This window comes from Paenibacillus barcinonensis (assembly GCF_003217495.1).
In the GTDB taxonomy this organism is placed as follows: domain Bacteria; phylum Bacillota; class Bacilli; order Paenibacillales; family Paenibacillaceae; genus Paenibacillus; species Paenibacillus barcinonensis.
The window spans coordinates 18518-44177 of the sequence record NZ_QJSW01000029.1; the positions used below are offsets into that span (position 1 = coordinate 18518).

The window sequence follows — 25660 nt, forward strand, 5'->3', positions numbered from 1 at the left end:
GAGACGTTTTTCCTCCCCTAATTTGACATGTATTTGATGTTGAAGGGGTGCAACGTTGCTTCATGCGACGATCCATGAGAAGATGGAGTTTGGTTGTGGATGATGAGTACATGTACCTATAGATGAGACCCGTAAATGTGCTTATAGATGAGATAAGGGAATGTGGTGCACGATGTTAATCAACAAATATATAAGTGAGACGGGATACTGCTCCCGGAGGGAGACCACAAGGAGAATTGCAGCAGGCAGAATTACGATTAACGGCAAGGTATGTGTAAAGGGAGATATGGTGCAGCCTGGGGATGTTGTGCTTATGGATGGGGAGAGCATTCCGAGGATAAACGCGGAGCCGGTATATATCGTTCTGAATAAACCTGTGGGCATCGTCTGCACCGCTGCTGAGCATGTGGAAGGAAACATCATTCAATATGTCAATTATCCTTCACGGATATTTGCAGTAGGACGATTGGATAAAGCGTCGGAGGGCTTGATTCTGCTGACCAATGACGGAGATATTGTGAACAAAATGATGCGCTCAGAGTATAATCACGAAAAAGAATATATCGTCACGGTGGATAAGCCCATCTCGGATTCATTTGTAGAGCAGATGTCAGCAGGTGTGGAAATTTTAAATGTGGTGACCAAGCCTTGTGAAGTGCAAAGGGAGAGCGAGAAGGTGTTTCGCATCATTTTGACACAGGGGTTGAATCTGCAAATTCGCCGAATGTGTAAAGCGCTTGGATACAGGGTGCTGAAGCTGGAACGGGTTCGCATGATGAACATTACCCTGGATGAGCAGTTAAAGCGCGGAGAATGGAGACACTTGCAGGAGCAGGAGCTGGAGCAGTTCATGTCTCGTTTGAAGCATTCTGATCATGAGGAATAATCAAATAATCGGTTCATTCAATGGTAGAGAAGTGTAGCGTATTCCACAAGGCAGCACGGTATGGCAAGCAGACAGGAAGACACGGTCCCAAGGAAAGGGGGCGTGTCTTTCGTGTCTGTACACACCCGTTCAAACTTCACGATTCATGCTGCACCTTCATCAGGGAATTCATTTGAGTTCAGAACAGGTTTAATTTAAAATAATATAAACAGGTGACAGAAGTAAGATTTTCTTCGAAGGAGCTGGAACTGCATGTTCGAACACTTGGTCGTTTTCAAGTTTAATGACAAGATTACTCCTGCCAAGCAGCAGGAGTTTGTATCACAGTTGCTTGCGCTTCAGGACCAGATTCCGGGCATTATTGACCTGACAACCGGGGTGAACGTCACGGAAGAGACCGATCGCATTCAAGGGTTTACGCTAGGATTAAGAGTGACATTTGAAGATCAGGAGGCGTTGCGCGCATATGGTCCGCATCCTGCTCATCAGGCGTTTGTCACCTCCTTGAACGGCTGGATCGAGAATGTTATCGTAACGGATTATCCGATTCCTCCCAAAGTAAGTGCAGAATAAGCTGAATGCCGTTAATTCCGTCTGATATGAAAAGGATTGACCTTGGAATGTCCATGTGACTACATAAATGAGCATGGGTTCACAAAGGCCACAAGAAGATAAACAAAGGATCGCCCTTTGTTATGGAGAAGGAGTGTGACCCATGGAAAAGAAAGCTACAGCAGCAGGCTGGAATCTGGAGCATAGCTATGCTGAGCTTCCGGAAGCCTTTTATACTAGCCAGAATGCTGTGCCTGTTCAGTCAGCTGAATTGATTATATTCAATAAAGCCTTGGCGGCCAGCCTTGGATTGCAGGCAGATGCCCTGAACAATGCTGAAGGCGCAGCTATTTTTGCAGGCAATACTATGCCTGAGGGCGCAAAGCCCCTTGCGCAAGCTTATGCGGGCCATCAATTTGGCAACTTCAATATGCTTGGGGATGGACGTACTCTGCTGCTTGGGGAACAGATTACCCCACAAGGGGAGCGAGTTGATATTCAGCTAAAAGGCTCGGGACGTACACCATACTCTCGCGGTGGCGATGGACGTGCTGCTGTCGGTCCGATGCTTCGTGAGTATATTATCAGTGAAGCAATGCATGGTCTGGGTATCCCGACAACACGGAGTCTGGCTGTCGTGTCTACGGGAGAGCATATTTACCGTGAAACCGAACGCCCAGGAGCTATCCTCACCCGGGTTGCAGCGAGTCATATCCGTGTGGCTACATTCCAGTATGCAGCGAGGTGGGGGGCGGTAGCGGATTTGCGTGCCTTGGCAGACTATACCTTGCAGCGCCATTTCCCACAGATTGAAAATGACGAGCAGCGTTACCTGCGTTTACTTCAGGAAGTAATCCAGCTTCAGGCGCAGCTTGTCTCGAAATGGCAGTGTGTAGGTTTCATCCATGGTGTGATGAACACGGATAATATGGCCATCAGCGGAGAGACGATTGACTATGGACCGTGTGCCTTTATGGATACGTATCATCCTGCGACGGTGTTTAGTTCTATTGACACGCAGGGCCGTTACGCTTATGGCAATCAGCCGTACATTGCAGGCTGGAATCTGGCACGTTTTGCGGAAACCTTGCTGCCGCTGCTGCATGAGGATGAGGAGCAGGCGGTACAAATTGCTCAGGATGCCATTGCACAGTTCTCGGAGCTGTACCATCAGTACTGGTTAAAGGGTATGCGTGCGAAGCTGGGACTATTTTCCGAAGAAACGGAAGATGAAGTGCTGGTGAAAGACCTGCTGGATTTAATGGAAAAACATGCAGTGGATTACACAAATACGTTTGTGAGCCTGACGTTGGGCAGGTGGGAAGGCTTCACGCTGAAGGGTCATTCCGATTTTGATGAGTGGCATTCACACTGGCAGGCCAGATTAGGCAGACAGCCGGAATCCAGAGACGAAGTGATGCAGCAGATGAAACGGAACAACCCTGTGGTTATTCCACGGAATGAAAGGGTAGAGGAAGTGCTGGAACGAGCAGAAAAGGACGGAGACTACAGCTTGATTCAGCCTTTGCTGGATATGCTTCAACAGCCGTACGCGTACACGGAGGAACAGCAACGGTATGGAGTTATACCTGTGTCATGTGATCCTTCGTATAAAACATTCTGTGGAACCTGACATGTACGAACTAACATAAAAGAGATGACAGAGCTGCCGCAGGGCAGCTTTTTCATTAAGGTGCAATAGAAGGGTGCAACAGACAGCGGGGGCATCAAGGCATGGTGACATGTAAACCTGCTGAATAAAAGATACAAAGAAAGGACCATCCGCTAAGGGTGGCCCTAAAAACATGCCGTTACAGATCATACGGTTGAATCGCATGATGTTTCAATTCCTTGAATTAAAGCGCTCTCTTTAATGCAGTTTTCCAGCGACAAAACCGCCATCAACAGGTAAGATTACGCCGTTAATTTGACTTGCTAAATCGGAGCAAAGAAATACGACGGCATTAGCCTGATCCTCAGGTTTGGTTGCTTTTCCGGAAGGAATGTTCCCCAGTGTCGCTTTTGCTTGTTCGGGAGCTGCTTCAAACCAAGCTTCGACTTGTGGGGTTAAGGTCAGACCAGGAGCAATAGCGTTTACCCGAATATTCTCTTTACCGTATTCCAACGCAACCGATTTGGTCATTCCTGTAACTCCCCACTTGGAAGCCGAATAAGGAACAATGTTTGTCATGCCTTCCAATCCTGATCCAGATGAAGTGTTAACTATGGAGCCACCGCCTGTTTTTAACATTTCGATAATTTCGTATTTCAATGCGTAATACATGCCGTAAAGATTTATTTTGATAACTCTATCAAAATCTTCAGACGGGGACTCCGCAATAGGAACTGGTTTAGGTCCCATACCGGCATTATTGTGGGCAAAATCAAGCTTCCCGAATTTTGCCACGGTTGCTTCAACGAGTCCTTTAACTTCTTCTTCGATAGCAACATTGCATTTGAAGAATGAAGCGCTTCCACCAGCTTCCTCAATTAAACGTACAGTCTCTTTACCGGACTCCTCGTTAATATCGGAAACCATAACTTTGGCTCCTTCTTTAGCAAGAGCCATTGCACTGGCTCTTCCTATACCTGAGCCTGCGGCAGTTACCAAACCTGCTTTATTTTCTAATAATCCCATACCCTTACCTCCAGTTTAGACATCTGTCTATTAATAGTATAGATGTACTGTTATTTAACGATTGTCACTTAAATTATAATATCTTGAATTCAATATTCAATAATCATATAATTTCAATTGTATGCATTTTAGATATTTGGATTCAAAATGTCTAAAAAATAAAATAATGTTTTTCTTCGAAGGGGATTACATGTCCGATATCAAAGAAGATCGCAGAGTAACTCGTACTAAAAGAGATTTAAAAGAAGCTTTCTTTTCCTTGCTGAAGGAAAAAAAAGATGTTAAAAAGATATCCATTATTGAAATTACCAATAGAGCAAACTATAATCGTTCCACATTTTATGTGCATTATCAAGCAAAAGAAGAGCTGATTGATGAAATTGTAAATGAGGCGATCACGGGCTTTTTACGTACATTTGAAAAGCAATTTACGGGTGTTACGTCTTTTAATCCTAAAGTTTTATCAAGCAATGCGGTGAAGATTTTTAAATACATTGAAGAACATTCACAAATGTTCGGATTATTATTTCGATCCAATTCCTTCCTTTATTTTGAGTTGCAATTCAGAAGTGCATTGGAAACGATCTATGATGATCTGTTTTTGTATGAAGAGGATTATTTTAAAGATATTAACAAGGGTTTGTATATTAGAGGTCATGTCAGTCTGCTTATTGGTTTGATATCGTATTGGATCGAGCATGACTTTTCCTTCTCGGCTGATTATATGGCAGATCAATTGTTGAAAACGGTGAACATCATCCCCTCAGATGTGAAAATTTCAAGGGGGAACAAATGATGCAAACACTCGTCGAGCAACTCCATGAACTATTATCACTGACTTCGTATCCGAAGGAACAAACGGAGAGTTATGTGAACCGATTGCTGGAGGCCTTTAAGTGGGAAGGTGTACCTTACGTGGAGATTAAAGGCGAGCATTATATCGTTACGATTTACGAACGCGGTGTACCTTCTTTGACTAAAAAGCTGAAACAGAAAGAAGAAGTGTTATATTGGCTACTGGAGGATATCCTTTTCACAGCTGCACATGTCAACCTGCTCAAGAAATATGGTGTTGATAATGTCAATACACATCTCGATTATACAAATGAAGTGTGGCGGGAAATAGAGCACAACGTTCGTGCGGCTTTTGACAATATCGGTGATCCTTATCTCTCCTGGCACCTAAACGGCAAACGAAGGGAACTGGAAAGATATCAACCTAAGAATGAGGGGGAAGCTTCTTCATGAGTGAGCGGAATATCCAGGATGTGTATGGTATGACTTTGCACTCGCTTTTGTAGAGAAAAAGAATAGCGCTGAAGGGGGCTGGGCCGCGCTTTCTGCACATGAACAGGAGATTGCGCAGCGTCTTGACGAACTGGACCAGCAGCTTTGGAACAACGACGATCAAGTTGCCGAGAAGGCGTACGTTTATTACCATGTGACCAGCGTAAGGTCTAATCTTGCGCTTGCAATGCCTCTAACGTTCCGCTATACTGGCTATAATTCAATACATGAAATACGTTGATAGAGCGCAGTAGCGGCTTTGTCCCTGTTACAGAAAGTCAGGGGGTGATGGAACCTGATACATACAAGGGCTGCGAATTACACTCTGGAGTACTTGGGTAATGCCAAGCGGATGGGCAAACGATAACTTGCTGAAAGTGGTATGGATTTCGGATTGGAACGCTGAGATGGTTCCCGATGTGTTGTCCATGCAATTTGGGTGGTACCACGGTTATTCTAATCGTCCCTGTGTCTATGTAGACAAGGCGGCGATTTTTTTGTGTCCAAAAACGCCGTTGGCAATGTTTTTTGGTACTAGAACGTAGGTCATGGCTACATTTTAATTATTGAAAAGGGGTTTAATACATGAACATTATTGATGAACTACAGTGGCGCGATGCCATTAACCAGCAAACGGATGCAGAAGGGCTGCGTGAACTGACAGAGACGAAAGCCATCTCGCTGTACTGCGGTGTAGACCCAACGGGTGACAGTATGCATATCGGACATTTGATTCCATTCATGATGCTGAAGCGCTTCCAGCTGGCAGGTCACCGTCCAGTGATCCTGATCGGCGGTGCAACAGGTACGATTGGTGATCCAAGTGGTCGTCAGTCCGAGCGTTCATTGCAGACGCTGGAGCAAGTGCAGGCGAATGTGGACGCCCTGACGGCACAGATGAAAAAGCTGTTTATGACCGAAGGTGACAATCAGGTTCGCATGGTGAATAACTATGATTGGACTCACAAGATTAACATCATCGAGTTCCTTCGTGACTATGGCAAAAACTTTAACCTGAATACGATGCTTGCCAAAGATGTGGTGGCGAGCCGTCTTGAAGGCGGAATTTCGTTCACCGAATTCTCCTACCAGATTCTGCAGTCTCTCGATTACCTGCACCTGTTCCAAACCGAGGATGTGCAGCTGCAGATTGGTGGATCGGATCAGTGGGGCAACATTACCAGCGGTCTGGATTTGATTCGCAAAAAAGAAGGATCAGAGGCTAAAGCTTACGGCTTGACGATTCCGTTGATGCTGAAGTCTGACGGTACGAAGTTTGGTAAAACGGCGGGCGGCGCAATCTGGCTTGATCCGAACAAAACGACACCGTTTGAGTTCTACCAGTTCTGGGCGAACACGGATGACCGGGATGTCATCAAATACCTGAAATACTTCACGTTCCTGAGCAAAGAAGAGATTGAGGCTTTGGCTGACAAGGTGGAGACCGAGCCGCATAAACGAGAAGCACAGAAGGCACTTGCCGAGGAAATGACCAGATTTGTGCATGGTGAAGAGATGCTGGAGCAGGCGAAACGTATTACAGCTGCACTGTTCAGCGGGGATATTCGCTCCCTGACAGCAGATGAGATTGAGCAGGGCTTCAAGGAAATGCCCACCTACGAAACCGATGGCGAAGCCAAAAATATTGTAGACTGGCTTGTGGATTTGGGTCTGGAGCCATCCAAACGCCAGGCGCGTGAGGATATTACCAAGGGCGCAATCTCCATGAATGGTGAGAAAATCACAGAGCTTGATTTTACAGTATCGGCAGAGCATGCCATCGGCGGCAAATTCATTATTATCCGCAAAGGTAAAAAGAACTACAGTCTGGTTAAGCTTCAATCCTAGGCTTCATAACAAAAAGACCGTCTCCCATCTCTGTCATACAACAGAGGGGAGACGGTCTTTCGTATAATAGCCCAATGGTTGACCTGTTAGTTTTGTTGATTCACAATCGCTGTAATCTCTTCATCGAGATCCAGAGTCACATCTTCACGGTACGCTCGAATGTTATATTCGCTGTGCAGGTAACGCAGAATCGCTTCAATCATGTTGGACTCTACCAAAAACTGACTGCGGCCTTGAATCCAGACCTCTGCGGAATATCCTGTATCTTCTTCCCAGCTCAGCTCTACATCCACGTCCGTAGGTCGTACACCCTTACGCTCTGCCATGTGAATACAGATCGCATTTACAATCTCATCCATACTCAGAACCATAGAGCTTAGTACCGTCCGTTTCTGTTACGATCATCGTCGCGATCATCGCGGCGGTCATAACGGCCATCAGCTGCAGGTTTGCGGCGATTCGTAATGGCTCTGAACAGTGCCATAGCCAGCATGACAATCAGCATAATAGCAGCCACGTTTACGAGCAGACCGAGAATGTTACCAAATGCTCCCATGTTGCCGAACAATCCGCCAAACAACATACCTGCCAGACCACCCAGCATCATACCTTTCATAAATCCGCCGCCACCGCCGAAGAATCCACCACGGTTGTTGGCTGCTGCGCCAGTATTGGAATTGTTACGCGAATTGGACTGACTTACGTTATTGTCTGATTTTTTAGGGGTGTTAGTATAACTTTTAGTTCCAGATTTGAAACCGCCGCCGCCCCGTCTTGCATCAGCACTGTCCGGATTCGTAACACCAACGGTTGCAAACAAAAGGGTAAATGCCATAAAAACCATCATGAGATGTTTCATTCCGAATTTTTTCTTCATTGTATAGATCGTAACCCCCTGATTAAAATTGTTTGATTCGCCCAAAAATGGGCCTTACTCAAGTAATACGGTTAACTTGCTGGAACGTTTCAAAATTTAAATTAAATTTCTGAAATACTTGGAGTGGGGTCCTGAATGGCCGCTTGACCATCGAGAAGCTGTGTCACCCAATTACACCATTCCAGACCGGTTTGGGCGTTCATGAGCCCTTTCTGTACCAGGATGTAACTGCCGAATTCACGGCTGCCTACGCGAAGGTTGTCCTGAGGTATACGTGATTTCAGATCTTCAAAATACCGTATCCGCTCCATAAACCAGCTCTTGCGCTCATTCAGAATACGTCTCATGCTTCCATCTTCAGCGATGCCAACACAAAGAATACGCAGATTGAATTCATCACGTGTCACGGGTGCAGTAACTGGAGTAATCATCCACTCCAGCAACTTTTGAATGCCTTTATCCGTAACTGCATACATTTTTTTGTCCGGCTTGTCAGACTGTTGTACCCAGCGGGAGGCGAGTAACTCATTGTTTTCCATCTTGGACAGGAGCGGGTAAATCTGGCTGTGTTTGGCCTGCCAATGCGGCTGAATCTTCAGCATCAGATCATAACCGGAAGACTCCTCGCGGGTAAGCAGCCCGAGCAATCCGTAGGAAAGTATGTTCATGCACATGTCTCCTTAATATTAGGGCTGGGTCAAGGAAAACAATCTTTTTGCTTTCGTTGACCGCTTTCATAAAAGTGTACACTGAAACTGTATGGTTTGACAACCTGACAGCTTAACTGCCTTAATTTAGACAAAAAAAAGCAGACCCAAGGGTCCGCCAGTGTAAAATATTTTTAGAGAGATGCCTGTTCTTCGTACCCGTCAGCAACAAGATCGAGCTTACCTGTGTAAGAATCAATAACCATGCCGTGAACAGGCACATTTTGTGGAAGCAGGGGATGCTTCTTAATGACTTGCACAGTACCTTTTACCCCTTCTTCGACGCTGTCAAACCCGCGCAGCCATTTTTGCAGACGAATGCCGGAGTTTTCCAGTGTAGACATGACTTCCTTGGAAACACCGCGTTCCTCCATATGACCAATCATCGTTTCTGCATGCAGTGACGCCATGCCACATTCCGTATGTCCGACGACGAGAACCTCATCTGCGCCCAGTTCATAGATGGCTACCAGAACGGAACGCATAACACTTCCGAAGGGTTGAGAGATAATCGCACCGGCGTTTTTAATAATTTTCACATCGCCATTCTTCAGATTCATGGCTTTGGGCAGCAACTCGACCAGACGGGTATCCATACAAGTGATGATGACCATCTTTTTGGTTGGAAACTTGCTAGCCGTATACTTCTCGTATTCTTTAGTCTCGACAAATGATTGGTTGTGTTGCAAAATCTCTTGAATGTTATTCATGTCCATTGCCTCCTGTTATCCAATACGACGAGCACGGCTACTTGCATGAGCAGCTTGTCCTACACGCCCTTGATTAGTGTTTGGGATATCGTCATCCGCAGACCACGATCCTTTTTTTAGAAGAATAATGCAATATGCTTCTGTCAAAAGTTGATTATACGCAATGCAAAAAGTATCATCAATAGGGTGTACACATTTTTTTTTGAAGAGGTGAGCGTTACCATGGAAAAACAAATACAGCAGCAGCTGCAATCCTTCCTTATTTTGACCCGTAAAATTAAAAGTTATCATGAAGCCATTGGTTTGCTTCACTGGGACTTGCGCACAGGTGCGCCGAAAAAAGGCGTGCCAACCCGTTCGGAAACCTTAGGTATGCTATCTACCGAAGCCTTCAAACTGCAAACATCGGATGAAATGAAGGCATATCTGGAACAATTGTCTCAGCCGGAAGTGCTGGAGCAGCTTGAAGATCACGACCGTCGTCTCGTACAAGAGTGTAAAAAGGAATATGACCGCAGTCAGTCGGTTCCGCCGGAAAAAGTACAAGCCTATACCGTGCTTACAGCCAAATCGGAGACGGCCTGGGAGGATGCCAAACATCAAAGTGATTATGCTGGCTTCTCACCTTACCTTACGGAGATCGTCAAGCTCAAACAGGAGTTTATCGACTACTGGGGTGTGAAGGATACAAGATATGATACGTTGCTTGATATGTATGAACCAGACCTGACTGTTGAAAAGGTGGATGCTGTGTTTGCACGCCTCAAAGCTCGTCTCGTTCCACTTCAGGAGAAGATTAACGCTTCCGGGAACAAGCCGAAGACGGAGTTTCTACAGCAAATGTTTGATCCCAAGCAGCAGGAGAAGTTCAGTCTGTTCATTCTGGAGCAGATGGGGTATGACTTTGAAGCAGGTCGTCTTGATGAAAGTGTGCATCCATTTGCGACAGGGCTTAATCCGGGTGACGTTCGTATTACAACGAACTATCTGCAGGATGATGTCACCAGTGCGATTTTCAGTTCATTGCATGAAGGTGGACATGCGCTCTACGAACAAAATATTGACGAGAGCCTGGCGGGCACACTGCTTGCTGAGGGTACCTCGATGGGGATACATGAGTCCCAGTCCAGATTGTGGGAAAACATGATCGGTCGCAGTCTGCCGTTCTGGACGCGTTATTATCAAGATCTGCAGCAACACTTTCCGCAGCTGAGTGAAGTGAAGCTGGAGGATTTCTATCGTGCCATTAACCGGGTGGAAAGCTCACTGATTCGGATCGAAGCGGATGAGCTGACCTACAATCTGCACATTATTATTCGCTATGAAATTGAGAAGATGCTGTTTAATGAAGGTCTTGCGGTGAAGGACTTGCCGGAAACGTGGAATGCCAAATATAAAGAGTATCTTGGAATTATGCCGACCAATGACGGTGAGGGTGTTCTGCAGGATGTACATTGGTCCGGCGGCGATTTCGGTTATTTTGCCTCCTATTCTCTTGGTAACATGTATGCGGCGCAAATGATGCATACGCTGCGTAAGGAAATGCCTGAGCTGGACAGCCTGATTGCTGCAGGTAATCTGATCCCGATTAAAGCGTGGCTTACTGACAAAATCTATCGGTACGGCAAGAGCCGCACACCTTCCGAATTGATTCTGGCTGTTACGGGTGAAGAGTTGAATCCGGATTATCTGGCTGACTATTTGGAAGCCAAATATACTGAAATTTATAATCTGTAATGTGCTATAAGCAGGTCCGCCGGAAACTTTCTGGTTGACCTGCTTTTTTTTGTGTGCAAGTTCTTAACCTTTTACTGGGCCCCGGCATATCCATAGTAGAGAGAAATGGCTAAAAGGAGGGACATGTGATGAAATATACGCCATGGTTTATTCGGGGCATTGTGATCCTGCTGATTCTCATTGTTGCGCTGACGAGCTGCAATAAGGAAGAGAACGAAGCCAGGATTACGATTGGTGAAGTAACACGCTCTGTATTTTACGCGCCAGAATATGTTGCAGCGGCTCAAGGTTTTTTTGCAGAGGAAGGGCTTGAGGTTGATATACAAACAACGGCTGGCGGAGATAAAACGATGGCTGCCTTGCTTGCGGGTTCGGTAGATATTGCGCTCGTTGGCGCGGAGACCTCCATCTATGTGTATCAGCAGGGAGCGGAGGACCCGGTCATTAATTTTGCTCAGCTGACCCAGACGGACGGAACGTTTCTGTTTGCACGAAATGCTCAGGACAGCTTTGATTGGGAGCAATTAAAGCAGAGTGTATTTCTCGGTCAACGCAAGGGCGGAATGCCACAAATGGCTGGAGAGTTCGTATTAAATAAACATGGCATTAACCCGTCCAGTGATCTGGAGCTGATTCAGAATGTAGATTTTGCGAATATTGCGTCAGCCTTTGCTTCAGGCACGGGTGATTACGTACAGCTGTTTGAGCCACAAGCGTCAATCTTTGAACAGGAGGGCCGCGGTAAGGTGGTGGCATCGTTCGGAACGGAGAGCGGACATCTGCCTTATACCGTTTTTATGACAAAGCAAAGCTATTTGAACGAGAACAAGGAGCTTGTGCAGAAATTCACGAATGCACTTCACAAGGCTCAATTGTGGGTGGATTCACATACAGCAGAAGAGATTGCGGAAGTGATCAAGCCATTTTTCAAAGATATTGACCCGGCGATTTTGACCAGCAGTGTGAGTCGTTACAAGGAACAGGGAACTTACGCAACAGACCCGATCATTGATGAGCAGGAATGGAACAATCTGCTGGATGTAATGACCGCTGCGGGGGAATTAAAACAAAAAGTCGAACTGAATACCATTGTAGATTCAACCTTTGCAGAACAGGCGAAAGCCTTGGCTCCCTGAGTAATGCAAGTAGAACCAGTAGAGCAACAAGCCCAAGAAGTAGGATGGATGCAACGATAGCAATACAAGCTAGAGTAAATTCAGGATTCAGGGAAGGAAGTGAGCCGTCATGCCTGATTCCGGGAATGTGATCCGACTGGAAAATATCTCTCAAGTCTATGTCAGTGAGCGCGAAGCATCATTAGTCATTGAGGATGTCAGTCTGGAGATCGGGCAAGGGGAGTTTGTCAGTCTGGTTGGCCCCAGCGGCTGTGGCAAAACTACGTTATTGTCCATCATTGCTGGACTGCTTCCTCCTACGCGAGGAAAGGTTGAGGTGGAGGGAAGCTCGGTTCAAGGGCCTTCATCCCGGATTGGTTACATGCTACAGCAGGATTATCTGTTTCCATGGCGTACCATTCTGGATAACGCACTGATCGGACTTGAGTTGACGGGCAATCTGAATGCACAGAGCAGGGAACGGACGCGGGAGCTTCTCGCAAGTATGGGCCTTGGCGGGACTGAAGAGCAGTACCCTTCTGAATTGTCCGGGGGCATGCGACAGCGGGTGGCTCTGGTGCGAACGCTTGCTACCGATCCTGCCATTCTGCTGCTGGATGAGCCATTCTCGGCGCTGGATTACCAAACGAAGCTGCAGTTGGAGGATCTTGTCTCCGATACGTTAAAAGAGTACGACAAAACCTCCGTGCTGGTTACGCACGATTTGTCTGAAGCCATTGCGGTCAGTGACCGGGTTATTGTACTGGACCGTAATCCTGGCCGTATCCGGCGCGAGTTTGTTATCCCGGACAACATTCGTATGGCGCAGCCCTTTTATGCAAGGGAGCAGGCTGGCTTTAATGAGCTGTTCCAATCACTCTGGAACGAACTCGTTCAGTCTGGAGGAGGTGAGAAAGATACGTGAGACAGAACGAATCGAAGCAACGGCAGCAGGAAACAAGGGAGGACTGGCTGGAAGAGCTCCATTATAAGCACTTGCGCAAGATGGCAAAGTGGCGGCATCATATTCTTGCGGTGCAGCTGTCGATATTAGTCTGTATGTTCTTGCTGTGGGAGCTGGCTGGCAGAATGCGATGGATTGATGTGCTGCTCTTTAGTTATCCGAGCAAAATTTTCGGTCAAATTGGCAAGGATGTTGCCAGCGGTGAAATATGGGCACATGTCGGGGTGACCGTTGGTGAGACGGTCGTCGGGTTTTTACTGGGGACTCTTGTCGGAACGCTGCTTGCTGTTCTGATCTGGTGGTCTCCTTTTTTGTCCAAAGTGCTTGATCCGTATATGGTTGTGTTCAACAGCATGCCCAAGGTTGCGCTGGGTCCGATTTTTATCGTGATGTTCGGGGCGGGATTTACGGCAATTGTGATGACAACGTTATCCATTACGGTAATTATTACTACACTGGTGGTTTATAATAGCTTTAATGAGGTTGATCCGAATTATGTTAAGGTGATTCGCACATTTGGCGGGGAGCGCTCCGAGATTTTTGCCAAAGTGGTGTTCCCCGCTTCATTTCCCACGATTGTATCTACGTTGAAGGTTAACGTGGGCATGGCTTGGGTCGGGGTCATTGTCGGGGAATTTCTGGTAGCCAAACAGGGGCTGGGTTACTTGATCATATACGGATTCCAGGTGTTTAACTTCACACTGGTGTTATCAAGCCTGCTGATTATTGCGGCGGTAGCTACTGCGATGTATCAAGCGGTGGTATATGCAGAACGAAAGCTGCTGGCCGGGAGAAGATAGAGAAGTGCAGTTAAAGTAAAGCAGCATATGTATACAATTTCACAAGAGGTGTCACGTTGCCCGTGACCGCAAAATAAAGTACGATATTTGGTAGGAATGATGTGTGCGTGCCAAACAAGAACAACGTATGGACTGACAGGCCGTTTGCAGGTTCTGGTGCTGATGCCGTAGCTGCCATGGCAGTATTTCTTCTCTGGGCACATTTCGTGACCGGCATGTTGTGCGCATGCCGGTTGGTGTCGTCTAGTTTGTTACAGGTTGAGTTATACTACGGATGTGGATGTCGTTACAACTTGATTGAACAGGCGAATACGCTCTGGACAAGCATAACTATAGAGAACGGATGTTACACGGATCGCAAACTTTTTTACAGCTTAGAGGAGATGGAATGAGAAATGGGCTTTAGAGTAATTAAAACCGCAATCGCAGCGTTCATGGCTGTTCTGATTGCTGACTGGTGTCGCTTGCCAGGGCCAACGTCAGCGGGCTTGCTTGCGATTCTCGGCGTGGATGTCACCAGAAAAAGGAGTATTCGCACCATATCCGCACGGTTCTTTGCATCCGTGGTCGGACTTTTATTTGCAAGTGTACTTTTTCACTTTCTCGGCTTCCATTATTGGGTGCTTGGTGTTTACATATTAACAGCGTTCCCGGTCATCGTGCGGGCAGGCTTTAAAGAAGGTATAGTCACAGGGTCTGTCGTTGTGTTTCGGGTGTTTAGCGGCGGGGAGATGGATCTGCATGTGATTCTTGTTCAGATTGCGTTGCTGTTAATTGGTCTCGGTTCAGCAATGGTAGTCAATCTGGCATATATGCCAGCGGCCGATCCGCAGATGCTGCGCATACGCAAACGGATTGACGAGCTGTTCTCGAAGATTTTCCAGGAGTTCGCCGCGACATTGCGTAATCCAGATGAGGTGTGGGCAGGCAAGGAGTTAATCGAAGCAGATAAAGCGGTTCTGGGCGGAATTGAAGCAGCCAAGCGTTCACTTGAAAACCAGGTCATTCATCCGAATGAAGGCTGGAGCGTATACTTCTATATGCGCAAAACGCAGCTGGATTCCATCCAGCATATGATGCATCTGGTATCCCAGGTATATCAGAGGATGCCACATGCCGAGATGGTATCAGAGCTGTTTGATCAGCTTAGCCGGGATGTATTAACTGAATCGTACACGGGACGAACGGAAAAATTGCTGGCAGATGTGCAGGAGGAATTCAAGCGAATGGAGCTGCCGGATACGAGAGAAGAGTTCGAGATGCGATCAGCAATTCTCCAGCTGTGCCGCGAACTAGAGATGTATCTGAAAATCGCCAAGAAGGACAAAGCGCCATCTCCGATATCAGACCGGCCCCAATCTACAAACGGATCATAGAAAATAGTTGTCACCCTAGACGGATGTCCTGCATACACTTTATTGAATGATTGTATGGAGGAGGTTTAAAGATGTCATTGAGTCATAAACATCAATGTAGAGAGATTATCACGAAGGCGATCTGCGGCAAAGGTCGTAAGTTCTCTACCGTAACACATACCGTGACTCCGCCTAATGGTCCGACCAGCATTTTGGGGGCTTGGATTATCAACCACCAGTATGAAGCTGTATCAGCGGGGGACGGAATTGAAGTTATTGGTACTTACGATATCAACATTTGGTATTCCTATGACCAAAATTCACAGACCGATGTAGCCAAAGAAACGGTATCGTATGTAGAACATGTGCCTTTGTCCTATCTGGACCCGAAACACCGGACTTCCACAGTCGAGGTATCTGCGGATGCAACGCAGGAGCCGAGCTGTGTGGAAGCCACAGTGTCCGCGGGCGGCGGCAGCGTAATTATCCGGGTTGAGCGGGAATTCGCTGTAGAGCTCGTAGCTGAAACGAAAGTCTGTGTAAAGGTGTGCACAGATGGCTGCGGTGATTACGAAGACAAGGATTATGACTATGGCAGCGCTGATGGAGACTATGATGATCTCGATCCGGATCTGCTGGATGATGAGCTGTAAAGTCGCTCAATCCCTGGTTTGAATGTTTTTCTTATAACCTAAGGTATTATATGCACCATCAGGTGCAGTGAAGAGGGCGTAAGCCCTCTTTCTTTCATAAAAGATGAAAAATGGGTTGTGGCGAGCCTGAATTGGCCTGAAGAACCTTGACGGGAAGGCTCCGCAGCTGTGGGGTCTTTTTTTCAACGGAAAGAAAGGTCTGATTATATAAGCTGCACTACTCATTTACAGGTGAACGGAGAAGACAGGAAGGGGGGACGAGATGAATGTTATGCAGCAAGCTGAAGAGGCTGTCCGGGCGTATGCGCGGTTAGGTTCCAGTGAACGAATGGCAAGGCTGAGGCAGGCGGGAATTGAGGCATTGTCCAGCAGCGAGCAGCGACGGCGGGAGCCTGGGCTTCGTGTGCGATACGATGTGCATATCAGCTGTCTTGAGGCGATACGCATCAGACGTAAGGATACAAGCGGCATGGGTGCCAAGCAGGAGGAAGAGCTGGGTCGTGAAACATCTCCATCGGTCTATAAACGGGTGGAGAGGCTTGCGATCAAGTCGTTATACACGTTAGGGCTGGAGCATGGGCGGGTTCGCCTGGAGGCATCGGGAAGTGGCGGCTTTGCTGTCATTGCAGTTGATCCTTGTCCGTGGAACGATGAAGGTGAGCTTGGTGCAATGTACAAGGAGAGCTGGCAGCGGCATACAGCGGCATTGAACGAGGAGAAGCGGTTTAGCCGAACGCCTGTAATTGGCATGGACCCTGAGTTTTTACTGGTGCAGATGCCCGAATCCAAAATCGTGCCGGCTTCTCGTTTTCTTGAGCGTACGGGTGTAGCAGGCTGTGATTCGGTTACAATTGGTGGCAGACGTGTATATCCCGTCGCAGAGCTGAGGCCAGCACCTAGTGCAGAGCCGCGAGAGCTGTTAACACATCTGATGCGAGCCTTCGCTGCAGCTTCGCGTAGCATCAGTGACTCGTCTCTGGTCTGGCAGGCGGGCGGTATGCCGCAGCGTGGGCTTCCGCTTGGGGGGCATATTCATTTTAGCGGCGTACAGCTGACAGGAGAATTACTTCGTGCTCTGGATAATTATTTGGCACTGCCGCTGGCTGTGCTGCAGGACCCGCGTGGATCAGGCAGACGACCGAGGTACGGGGCGCTAGGCGATTTTCGCCTGAAATCCTACGGTGGCTTCGAGTATCGGACCTTGCCAAGTTTTCTGGTCTCTCCGGTTGTAGCAAAAGGAGTCGTTGCTCTGGCCGGTCTGATCGCTTGCAGCTACGATGAGTTGAAGCAGCGCCCTCTATCGACGACAAGGGTGCATCTGGCGTTCTATGAAGGGCAACGTGAAGTCATGATGCCCTACGTGACTCCGCTGATGGAGGATCTCAGGCAGTTGAACGGATATGCTCGTTACGAGCGGTATGCTGCGCCGTTAATGCGGCTGTGTAAACGAGGGCAGACCTGGGATGAGAGCCGGGATATCCGTAAACTATGGAATATTCGGGCAGGCTCATGAAGAAGAAGCTTTTTTTTGTTATAATGAAATATAGCACTTTTCTAACGTCAAGATATGACTGATAGGAAGCAACGCGGCAAGAAGTAGTAATGACAGAGAACAGAAAGCCCTTAAATAACTATAGGAATTAGGTAAGTGGTAAGCCCTTGAAGAAAAAGGTGTATAGCCTGCACATAAGGCGGAGGTGCGATCCAGGTGCCTAACCGCCTTATTGGGTTCCAAGGGATACGGCTGCCTGACATCACAGGAACGGACGGTGGATCAATATCATGGCTCAGTACACGCCAATGATTCAACAATATTTGCAAGTAAAGGCTGAAGCACAGGATGCTTTTCTTTTTTTCAGATTAGGTGATTTCTACGAAATGTTTTTCGATGATGCCATTAATGCTGCTCGAGAACTGGAGATTACGTTAACTGCACGTAACGGTGGAGCAGATGACAAAATTCCAATGTGCGGCGTGCCTTATCATTCGGCTGAAAATTACATACAGCGTCTGATCGAAAAGGGATATAAAGTTGCAATCTGCGAGCAGATGGAGGACCCGACAGTAACAAAAGGCATGGTACGCCGGGAGATCGTTCGTGTGGTTACACCCGGAACGGTGATGGAGGGCAAGACACTCGGAGACAAGTCCAACAACTATATGGTATGTCTGACGGGTAATCAGAACACACTGGCGCTGGCAGCTTGTGACCTGTCTACCGGGGAGCTTTATGTCACATCCGTTCCTTATTCGAAGGAATGGCTCAAGGACGAAATAGGCATCTATGAGCCATCGGAGCTTGTGGGGGATGCTTCCCTGCTTGAACTCGTAGAATCCGAGTCTTCTCCCATCGGCCGCCCGGTAGTGTATACCGCTTGGACGAAAAGCAAGGAGGACCTCGTACGTCAGCAGTTTGGCGAATCGGTGTGGGCCAGATTGGAGCCGGAGCGTCAGGCATGTGTTGCCCGGTTGTTCTCTTATCTGAGTGAAACACAGAAGCGCTCGTTGGGGCAATTGACGCAAATATCAACATATGAGCCGGACCATTACATGATACTGGACCCGTTTACACGTCGTAATCTGGAGCTGGTGGAGACGGTGCGCGAACGCTCGAAGAAGGGTTCGCTGCTGTGGCTGCTGGACCGTACGCAGACGTCCATGGGAGCACGTATGATGCGGCGCTGGGTGGATAAACCTCTTTTGCAGAAAGGGAAAATCAACGAGCGGCTGGAAGCGGTAGACACGCTGTATAACCAGTTTATTCTGCGCGAGGACCTGCGAGCCGAGCTTAAAGATATCTATGATCTGGAACGATTGGTGGGTCGCATTGCTTTTGGTAACGCCAATGGACGTGATCTGAATGCGCTCAGATCATCTCTGGACAAAATTCCAACTCTGCGCCAGCACTGTGCCAATTCATCCTCCTCGACACTTCGGCATATTGCCGAAATGATGGATGACTGTGCTGATCTGCGTGATGCGATCGGACAGGCGATTGTGGACGAGCCTCCAGTGTCGGTCAGAGACGGCGGACTTATTCGTGAAGGGTATCACGCTCGTCTGGATGAGCTGCGGGAGGCTTCCGTGAACGGGAAACAATGGATCGCTGAGCTCGAAGCCAGAGAGCGCGAAGCGACAGGTATTCGCTCGCTGAAGATTGGGTACAACAAAGTGTTCGGATATTATATCGAAATTACGAAGTCTAACTTGGCTTCACTGCCTGAGGGGCGCTATGAGCGCAAACAAACACTTGCTAACGCGGAACGTTACATTACACCTGAACTTAAAGAGAAGGAAACACTGATTCTTGAGGCTCAGGATAAAATGGTGGACATTGAGTACAGCCTGTTTGCAGCGCTGCGCGATCGTCTCAATGAGGAGATTGCAAGGCTTCAGAAGCTTGCTGAGCAGGTGGCCGAGATTGACGTCTATCAATCGTTTGCGGTCATTAGTGCGGAGCGTAATTTCGTGAAGCCTGTGCTGACGGACGGCTATAATCTGGTTGTTGAGCAGGGGCGTCATCCGGTCGTTGAGGCAGTGATGCGGGAGGGAGCTTTTATAGCCAACCATACGGCGATGACTGAGGAAGAGGCACGTATTCTGCTGATTACCGGACCGAATATGGCGGGAAAAAGCACGTATATGAGACAGGTGGCGTTGATCTCGATTCTGGCACAGGTCGGATGTTTTGTACCGGCGGGACAGGCGGAGGTGCCTATTATGGACCGAATCTTTACTCGGATCGGTGCGGCGGATGATCTGATCGGCGGACAAAGTACGTTTATGGTAGAGATGGCTGATATTCAGGTGATGACGGAAAAAGCAACCCCGCGCAGCTTGATTATCATTGATGAGCTTGGACGTGGAACCTCGACCAGTGAGGGGATGGCCATTGCCCAGTCCGTTATCGAATATGTGCATGATGTAATTGGCTGTAAAGCACTCGTCTCTACCCATTTCCATGAGCTGGCTCATCTGGAGGAAAGTCTGGACAAGCTGGCTAACTATTCAATGGCAGTTCAGGAGAGTGGCGACAAGGTGAACTTCTTACGCAAGCTGATTGCGGGAGCGGCGAGCAGCAGCTACGGCATTTACTGTGCCCGGCTTGCGGGTCTGCCTGACAGCATTATTGAGCGTGCCAACGGGCTGCTGCACGGGTTCGAACAAGCGGCGTCTCAAGTGGCGGTTGGCAGTGAGTTCATGAGCGAGAGCAAGCCACTGACTGCACAGCAATACCCGACACTGGACGCAGAGCCATCTGTATCGGACGATGTGAAGGACCAGTTGATTCGGGAACAGCATGTAGATAGAACGGCTGCAAGCGTTGAAGCGACGCTAACATCAAACCAAGCAGAGCAGGATGCGCTAACAAAAATACTAACCCATGATTCATCAAATACAGATACTTATGATAATACACATCATAATCCGCTCGAAACAAAGGCTTCTTCCAGTCAGGGAAGGCAGCAGGTCGTGCAGTTGTCGATCTTTGATGAAGAGGAGCCGGAAGCTTCGCAGGCTTCTCAGGCTGTGGTGGTGGAAGATAAACCTGCGCGTGAGTTAATCCGTCACATGAAAGAGATTGATGTTATGAATATGACACCTTTACAGGCAATGCAGGTATTAAACGAGCTTAAAATGAAGGCACAGCAATTATCCTGAGTAACCGGGAGGAGGAGAACCTGTGGCGAAAATCCATGTGCTTGATGAACATATTGCCAACCAGATTGCGGCAGGTGAGGTTGTGGAACGGCCTGCATCGGTCGTGAAGGAGCTGCTTGAAAATGCAGTCGATGCGGGAGCCACAAAGATTGAGGTAGCCGTGGAGGAGGGCGGGCTGCTCCGCATCCGGGTAAAAGATAACGGCTCGGGCATTGAGCCAGATGATCTGGAGACAGCCTTTTACCGTCATGCGACCAGTAAAATAACCCACGGCCGTGATCTATTTCAGATTACGAGTCTCGGGTTTCGCGGCGAGGCTCTGCCCAGTATTGCGGCTGTCTCCAAGGTGGAGGTGCTGACTGCCAGCGGAGACGATGGACGAGGCCGGCGAATCGTTATTGAAGGCGGCAAGTTGTGTGAACACGAGGACGCTGCATCACCGCAAGGAACGGAGTTTGTGGTGAAGGAGCTGTTTTATAATACACCTGCAAGGCTGAAATATATGAAAACGATCCAGACCGAGCTGGGACACATCTCGGATGTGTTGTATCGGATGGCGATGTCACATCCTCACATCTCATTTACGCTTCGTCACAATGAAAATACGCTGCTGCAGACGCTGGGCAATGGGGATCTACTGCAAGTTGTTGCAGCGATCTATGGAACGAGTGCGGCGAAAGCGATGCTGCCTATTCAAGGTGAAAGTCTGGATTACAAAATTAATGGTTTAATCAGTTTGCCAGAATGGACACGTGCAAACCGTGCGGGGATGTCTACCATTGTGAATGGTCGATATATTCGCAACTATGGGTTGAATCAGGCTATTCTTAAAGCCTACCATACACTGTTGCCTATTAACCGCTTCCCGCTGGTTGTATTACAGCTGGAGATGCACCCTTCGCTTGTTGACGTGAACGTACATCCGGCGAAGCTTGAAGTTCGCTTCAGTAAAGAGGCAGAGCTATACGAATTTGTGGAAACGACATTGCGGAGCATTTTGCGGCAAGAGGTATTGATTCCGCAGGTGCGTAAGCAGCAGATCAGGCGCGGAGATGACAGCTCGTTCATTCAGGAGCAGTTTCTGTTTCCAAGAGGTCCAGTGAAAGAGCAGGAAATCAGCGAAGGCTATGGTCAAGATGGGCCGCTCGGTCGAGTGAGACCGAATACGGATGCAAACACAAACACAAACACAAACACAAACACAAACACAAACACAAACACAAATACAAACACAAAAGAAACGAAGGATATGCAGCTGAACCAAACGCTTCCTTCAACACCTCTCTCATCCACAACGGGATTCTCTCTGCCTCCTTCCAAAACAGCAGAGGAGGATCATTCGGATCTGGATGCACCTGCAGAGCCAGGAACGGTGCTTGATCAGAAACTGGAAGAGCAGTCGGGACAGAAGTTGAATCAAAATTCGGATCAAAAGTTTTCTGGTGGTAGTATGACACCGCCTTTACCTGAGGCTCCGCCAGAGACATCCATCGTCTATGGCCATGAGGAGCAGCTGAATGGGACCGAGCTGCATCAAGCGAATGCTGTCAGTGACGCGCAACAGTCTGATGGAAGTTTAAGCAAGGCGTTGATCGGACCAGGTGATGAACTGAAGGTGGATGAAGGCAGAGAAGTTGGGAAAACACAAGCGACGGCTAATCGTGCGCCTTCTTATGGCACTCCTGTAAGGGAGAACCGAATGTCTTATACCTCCAATGCTGGACAAAGAGGAGAGCGAGGCTGGAAAAATACATCCATGCCTGATCCCGCCAAGCTGGCGGCTGCAATGCAAACCGATGCATCCATGCCTGCGTTTCCTGAGCTTAGTCTGATTGGACAGCATCACGGAACGTACCTTATTGCCCAGAACGAAGAAGGTCTGTATTTGATCGACCAGCACGCGGCCCATGAACGGGTGAACTACGAATACTATTATGAGAAATTTGGCAACCCGGCTCAGGCATCACAGGAGCTGCTGCTGCCGATTACGCTGGAATTCACACCTTCGGAGACTGAAAAGCTGAAAGCGAGACTTTCCTGGTTTGAACAGGCGGGCGTGTATCTGGAGCATTTTGGCGGGCAGACATTCCGTGTACGTTCTCATCCGTACTGGTTCCCGAAAGGGGACGAGAAGGATATTATTGAGGAAATGTCCGAATGGGTTCTCAGCGAGCGCAGCATTGATGTGGCGAAGATGCGTGAAGCGGCTTCGATTATGTGTTCCTGTAAGGCGTCTATTAAAGCGAACCAGAAGCTGACCGATCAGGAGGCGGAGGTGCTGATTCAGCGACTGGGGGCATGTCGTCAGCCATATACGTGTCCACATGGACGGCCGATTGTGATTTCATTTTCAACGTATGATCTGGAGAAATTATTTAAACGAGTGATGTAGTTTTATAGGGGGATATTATGTATATAACAACGGGTGACAAGGAGGCAGCCTCACTGGTGCAGCGTGCTCGTGAGCTGGCGGCTGCGACTGGAGGAACATATGTACCACGCAGCAGAACTTCTCTGCCAAAACTTTTGGAGCAATATGGTGTCCAGGAGATTCTGGTAGTGCTGAAAGGGAGGGCGCGCTTGTTCCGTAAGGATGCATCCGAGCTTGAATTTCACCCGAGTATGGGGTTTGTACGTGCCAAACGTGTATTAAGGGGAGAGCCTGACCCCATGCTGGAAGCTGGTGCAGTCATGGAAGGGGATACGGTTGTGGATTGCACGGCCGGGCTGGGTTCGGATTCTTTAGTCTTTGCGGTGGCAACAGGTACTCAAGGGCATGTTATTGCGTGTGAGAGCTCTGAACCGCTCTATACCTTGCTGCTGGATGGAATGTCACATTATGAGAGCAACGAGCCGGATATCGACCAGGCCTTTCGGCGGATTGAGCTCCGTAATCGGGATCATCTGGAGCTGCTTCGTTCCTTGCCGGATCGTAGCTGTGACACCATATATTTTGATCCGATGTTCCGTGAGCCGATGATGGATTCGAGTGCAATCAAGCCTTTGCGAAACTATGCAAATGCCCATGCATTGGCCGAAGAAAGCATTATAGAGGCGAGAAGAGTCGCCCGCAAGCGAGTGGTTATGAAAGAAAAACGCGGCAGCGCAGAGTTTGACCGACTTGGATTCCAAGTGCTGGATCGGGCCAATGCAAAAACGTTGTACGGAGTGATTAATGTTGAAAGTGGAAGCTGAACAAAAACCCAAGCTGCTGGTGCTGGTAGGACCAACGGCAGTGGGCAAAACAAGATTAAGCATCGAGCTGTCACGTGCCTTTAACTGTGAAGTCATCTCGGGAGATTCGATGCAGGTCTATCGGGAAATGGATATTGGAACCGCGAAAATTACACCCGAAGAAATGAAGGGTATTCCCCATCACCTCATTGACATTCATGAACCGGAATATCCGTATTCCGTTGCGGAGTTTCAGGAGAGCTGCACACGTCTGATTCCTGAGATCCATGGACGAGGTAAATTGCCCTTTATCGTTGGCGGCACGGGATTGTATGTGGAATCGGTCTGTTACGGCTTTCAGTTTTCGGACAGCGGTTCGGATGAAGCGTTCAGGGAAGAGCAGTTCAGTTATGCCGAGCAGCATGGAGCCCAGGCGCTTCATGACCGGTTAAGAGAAGTTGATCCAGCCAGTGCAGAGCGTCTCCATCCGAATGATCAGCGGCGAATCGTACGCGCACTTGAAATCTTCCATCTGACGGGCGAGAAATGGTCGGATCAGCTGGCTGTGCAGAAAAAAGAGTCACCGTACGATCTGCTCATTGTGGGTCTTACGATGGATCGTCAGAAGTTGTACGCCCGTGTTGAGGAACGAATCGATCTGATGATTGAGCAGGGACTTGTGCATGAGGTGAAGGCGCTGCTGGAGCGCGGGGTAGCGAGAGGGCATATTTCGATGCAGGGCTTGGGATATAAAGAGATTGCCGCGTACCTGCAAGGTGAAGTGAGCTGGGAGGCCGCGGTGGAGTGGTTGAAACGGGATACACGCCGCTTTGCCAAACGGCAGCTGTCCTGGTTCCGTCATATGAAGGATATTCAGTGGATTGATGTGACGGATGCTGCTGATTTTGAAGGGAATTATAGACAAGTGAGTGAATTGATTACACGTCAGTTCACCTGATTTTCACTGGAATCTACAATCTTGTTTTTCTATAAAAGGAGTATTGCTCTACCTCCAGTGGGCTGTTATTAAGTTGAAAAAGATAGCTCACCATGATTCAAACAGGAGCATAGAGGATAAGATTTAAGTGGGATTACGGCTCTAAATATGATGGATTATACAGATGTCATATGTCGATAAAATATTGTTAAGTGATTTTCAATTAGAAATTGTTCCTCTTTTGCAATTCTGTAAGGCAGTGTATAATGGATAGGTCTTCTAGTTCTAATCTTGCTTCGAATGGAGCGGTGAAACGGGGGACAAGGGGTTTTTGTGGATTATATGAAACTGTTCATGATATAATAGCACGAAAGCTACTCAGCGATATTGAATATTTCTTACACTTCGAATTCAAATGAACCAATGGGGGTACGGCTAATGAACAAGTCCATCAACATCCAAGATACGTTCTTGAACCAACTGCGGAAAGAAAATATTCCGGCTACGGTCTATTTGACCAATGGCTTCCAAATCCGCGGGACGATCAAAGCATTTGACAATTTTACGATCGTCATTGACAGCGACGGACGCCAGCAAATGGTCTACAAGCATGCCATCTCCACGTTCACGCCGCAACGCAGCGTATCGCTGATGCAGCAAGACAACGGCGGCGAAGCTTAAAAAATCCGAAACTTTTTTACAAACCATTTCGTCTAGATGTATAGGCAATGAAACAGAGCAACCTGATATGGGTTGTT

At 48.0% G+C, this 25660-nt stretch carries 23 protein-coding genes and 1 other annotated feature; of the genes, 18 read left to right on the forward strand and 5 right to left on the reverse strand.

Going from position 1 to position 25660, the window contains the following annotated elements; translation table 11 throughout:
- The first annotated feature begins 172 nt into the window (after positions 1–172).
- The 3 genes from DFQ00_RS25860 (at position 173) to DFQ00_RS25870 (ending at position 3071) form a co-directional block, all read left to right on the forward strand.
- Positions 173–886 carry a pseudouridine synthase gene (locus tag DFQ00_RS25860; protein ID WP_110899356.1) on the forward strand — a complete coding sequence of 238 codons (714 nt, stop codon included), beginning with the start codon at positions 173–175 and terminating at the stop codon, positions 884–886.
- Positions 887–1138: 252 nt separating this feature from the next.
- Positions 1139–1459: a Dabb family protein gene (locus tag DFQ00_RS25865; protein WP_110899322.1), complete on the forward strand. Its 321-nt coding sequence runs from the start codon at positions 1139–1141 to the stop codon at positions 1457–1459.
- A gap of 142 nt (positions 1460–1601) precedes the next feature.
- Positions 1602–3071: a protein adenylyltransferase SelO gene (locus DFQ00_RS25870; protein WP_110899323.1), complete on the forward strand. Its 1470-nt coding sequence runs from the start codon at positions 1602–1604 to the stop codon at positions 3069–3071.
- A 237-nt stretch (positions 3072–3308) separates the two neighbouring features.
- Here the strand turns inward: DFQ00_RS25870 and DFQ00_RS25875 are convergent, their stop codons facing one another.
- Positions 3309–4076, reverse strand: coding sequence for an SDR family NAD(P)-dependent oxidoreductase (locus DFQ00_RS25875; protein WP_110899324.1), 768 nt, complete (start codon positions 4074–4076; stop codon positions 3309–3311).
- Positions 4077–4266: 190 nt separating this feature from the next.
- Here DFQ00_RS25875 and DFQ00_RS25880 point away from each other — a divergent pair, with 190 nt between their 5' ends.
- The 3 genes from DFQ00_RS25880 to tyrS all read left to right on the forward strand — a co-directional run bounded on the left by DFQ00_RS25880 (position 4267) and on the right by tyrS (position 7211).
- Positions 4267–4872, forward strand: coding sequence for a TetR/AcrR family transcriptional regulator (locus DFQ00_RS25880; protein WP_167433838.1), 606 nt, complete (start codon positions 4267–4269; stop codon positions 4870–4872).
- Entirely contained in the window at positions 4872–5324 is a 453-nt protein-coding gene (locus DFQ00_RS25885) for an Imm63 family immunity protein (RefSeq protein WP_208643826.1), read from the forward strand. The genes DFQ00_RS25880 and DFQ00_RS25885 overlap by 1 nt, the downstream gene beginning before the upstream one ends.
- A gap of 267 nt (positions 5325–5591) precedes the next feature.
- Positions 5592–5834 (forward strand) — a binding site (T-box leader).
- Between the two features lie 114 nt (positions 5835–5948).
- Positions 5949–7211, forward strand: a complete 1263-nt coding sequence (gene tyrS, locus DFQ00_RS25895; RefSeq protein ID WP_110899328.1) for a tyrosine--tRNA ligase — start codon at positions 5949–5951, stop codon at positions 7209–7211.
- Positions 7212–7297: 86 nt separating this feature from the next.
- Here tyrS and DFQ00_RS25900 read toward each other — a convergent pair whose 3' ends face one another.
- From DFQ00_RS25900 to DFQ00_RS25915, 4 genes are all read right to left on the reverse strand, one after another.
- Positions 7298–7582, reverse strand: a complete 285-nt coding sequence (locus tag DFQ00_RS25900) for a YxcD family protein (RefSeq protein WP_110899329.1) — start codon at positions 7580–7582, stop codon at positions 7298–7300.
- Between the two features lie 5 nt (positions 7583–7587).
- Complete coding sequence (locus DFQ00_RS25905) at positions 7588–8088, reverse strand: hypothetical protein (protein WP_110899330.1); 501 nt, start codon at positions 8086–8088, stop codon at positions 7588–7590.
- Positions 8089–8189: 101 nt separating this feature from the next.
- On the reverse strand, positions 8190–8756 hold the full coding sequence (locus tag DFQ00_RS25910; protein ID WP_110899331.1) for a PadR family transcriptional regulator: 567 nt from the start codon (positions 8754–8756) through the stop codon (positions 8190–8192).
- Between the two features lie 173 nt (positions 8757–8929).
- The gene (locus DFQ00_RS25915; protein WP_174812100.1) at positions 8930–9505 is read right to left on the reverse strand and encodes a beta-class carbonic anhydrase; all 576 of its coding nucleotides are present in this window, start codon (positions 9503–9505) and stop codon (positions 8930–8932) included.
- A gap of 222 nt (positions 9506–9727) precedes the next feature.
- Between DFQ00_RS25915 and DFQ00_RS25920 the strand changes: the two genes are divergently transcribed.
- The 12 genes from DFQ00_RS25920 to hfq all read left to right on the forward strand — a co-directional run bounded on the left by DFQ00_RS25920 (position 9728) and on the right by hfq (position 25583).
- Positions 9728–11242, forward strand: a complete 1515-nt coding sequence (locus DFQ00_RS25920; RefSeq protein ID WP_110899333.1) for a carboxypeptidase M32 — start codon at positions 9728–9730, stop codon at positions 11240–11242.
- A 128-nt stretch (positions 11243–11370) separates the two neighbouring features.
- A complete protein-coding gene (locus DFQ00_RS25925; RefSeq protein WP_110899334.1) occupies positions 11371–12378 on the forward strand; it encodes an ABC transporter substrate-binding protein in 1008 nt (335 codons plus the stop codon).
- Between the two features lie 109 nt (positions 12379–12487).
- A complete protein-coding gene (locus tag DFQ00_RS25930) occupies positions 12488–13282 on the forward strand; it encodes an ABC transporter ATP-binding protein (RefSeq protein ID WP_110899335.1) in 795 nt (264 codons plus the stop codon).
- Positions 13283–13362: 80 nt separating this feature from the next.
- Complete coding sequence (locus DFQ00_RS25935) at positions 13363–14121, forward strand: ABC transporter permease (RefSeq protein ID WP_174812301.1); 759 nt, start codon at positions 13363–13365, stop codon at positions 14119–14121.
- 395 nt (positions 14122–14516) lie between these two features.
- Entirely contained in the window at positions 14517–15497 is a 981-nt protein-coding gene (locus DFQ00_RS25940; RefSeq protein WP_110899337.1) for an aromatic acid exporter family protein, read from the forward strand.
- Between the two features lie 71 nt (positions 15498–15568).
- A complete protein-coding gene (locus DFQ00_RS25945) occupies positions 15569–16129 on the forward strand; it encodes an outer spore coat protein CotE (protein ID WP_110899338.1) in 561 nt (186 codons plus the stop codon).
- Positions 16130–16391: 262 nt separating this feature from the next.
- Complete coding sequence (locus DFQ00_RS25950; protein WP_244214000.1) at positions 16392–17642, forward strand: putative amidoligase domain-containing protein; 1251 nt, start codon at positions 16392–16394, stop codon at positions 17640–17642.
- 269 nt (positions 17643–17911) lie between these two features.
- Positions 17912–20791: a DNA mismatch repair protein MutS gene (gene mutS, locus DFQ00_RS25955; protein WP_110899339.1), complete on the forward strand. Its 2880-nt coding sequence runs from the start codon at positions 17912–17914 to the stop codon at positions 20789–20791.
- Positions 20792–20813: 22 nt separating this feature from the next.
- The gene (gene mutL, locus DFQ00_RS25960) at positions 20814–23183 is read left to right on the forward strand and encodes a DNA mismatch repair endonuclease MutL (protein WP_110899340.1); all 2370 of its coding nucleotides are present in this window, start codon (positions 20814–20816) and stop codon (positions 23181–23183) included.
- 17 nt (positions 23184–23200) lie between these two features.
- A complete protein-coding gene (locus DFQ00_RS25965; RefSeq protein ID WP_110899341.1) occupies positions 23201–23986 on the forward strand; it encodes a class I SAM-dependent methyltransferase in 786 nt (261 codons plus the stop codon).
- Positions 23967–24923, forward strand: coding sequence for a tRNA (adenosine(37)-N6)-dimethylallyltransferase MiaA (miaA, locus tag DFQ00_RS25970; protein WP_110899342.1), 957 nt, complete (start codon positions 23967–23969; stop codon positions 24921–24923). The genes DFQ00_RS25965 and miaA overlap by 20 nt, the downstream gene beginning before the upstream one ends.
- A 417-nt stretch (positions 24924–25340) precedes the next feature.
- Complete coding sequence (gene hfq / locus DFQ00_RS25975; RefSeq protein WP_090916826.1) at positions 25341–25583, forward strand: RNA chaperone Hfq; 243 nt, start codon at positions 25341–25343, stop codon at positions 25581–25583.
- Positions 25584–25660 lie beyond the last annotated feature (77 nt).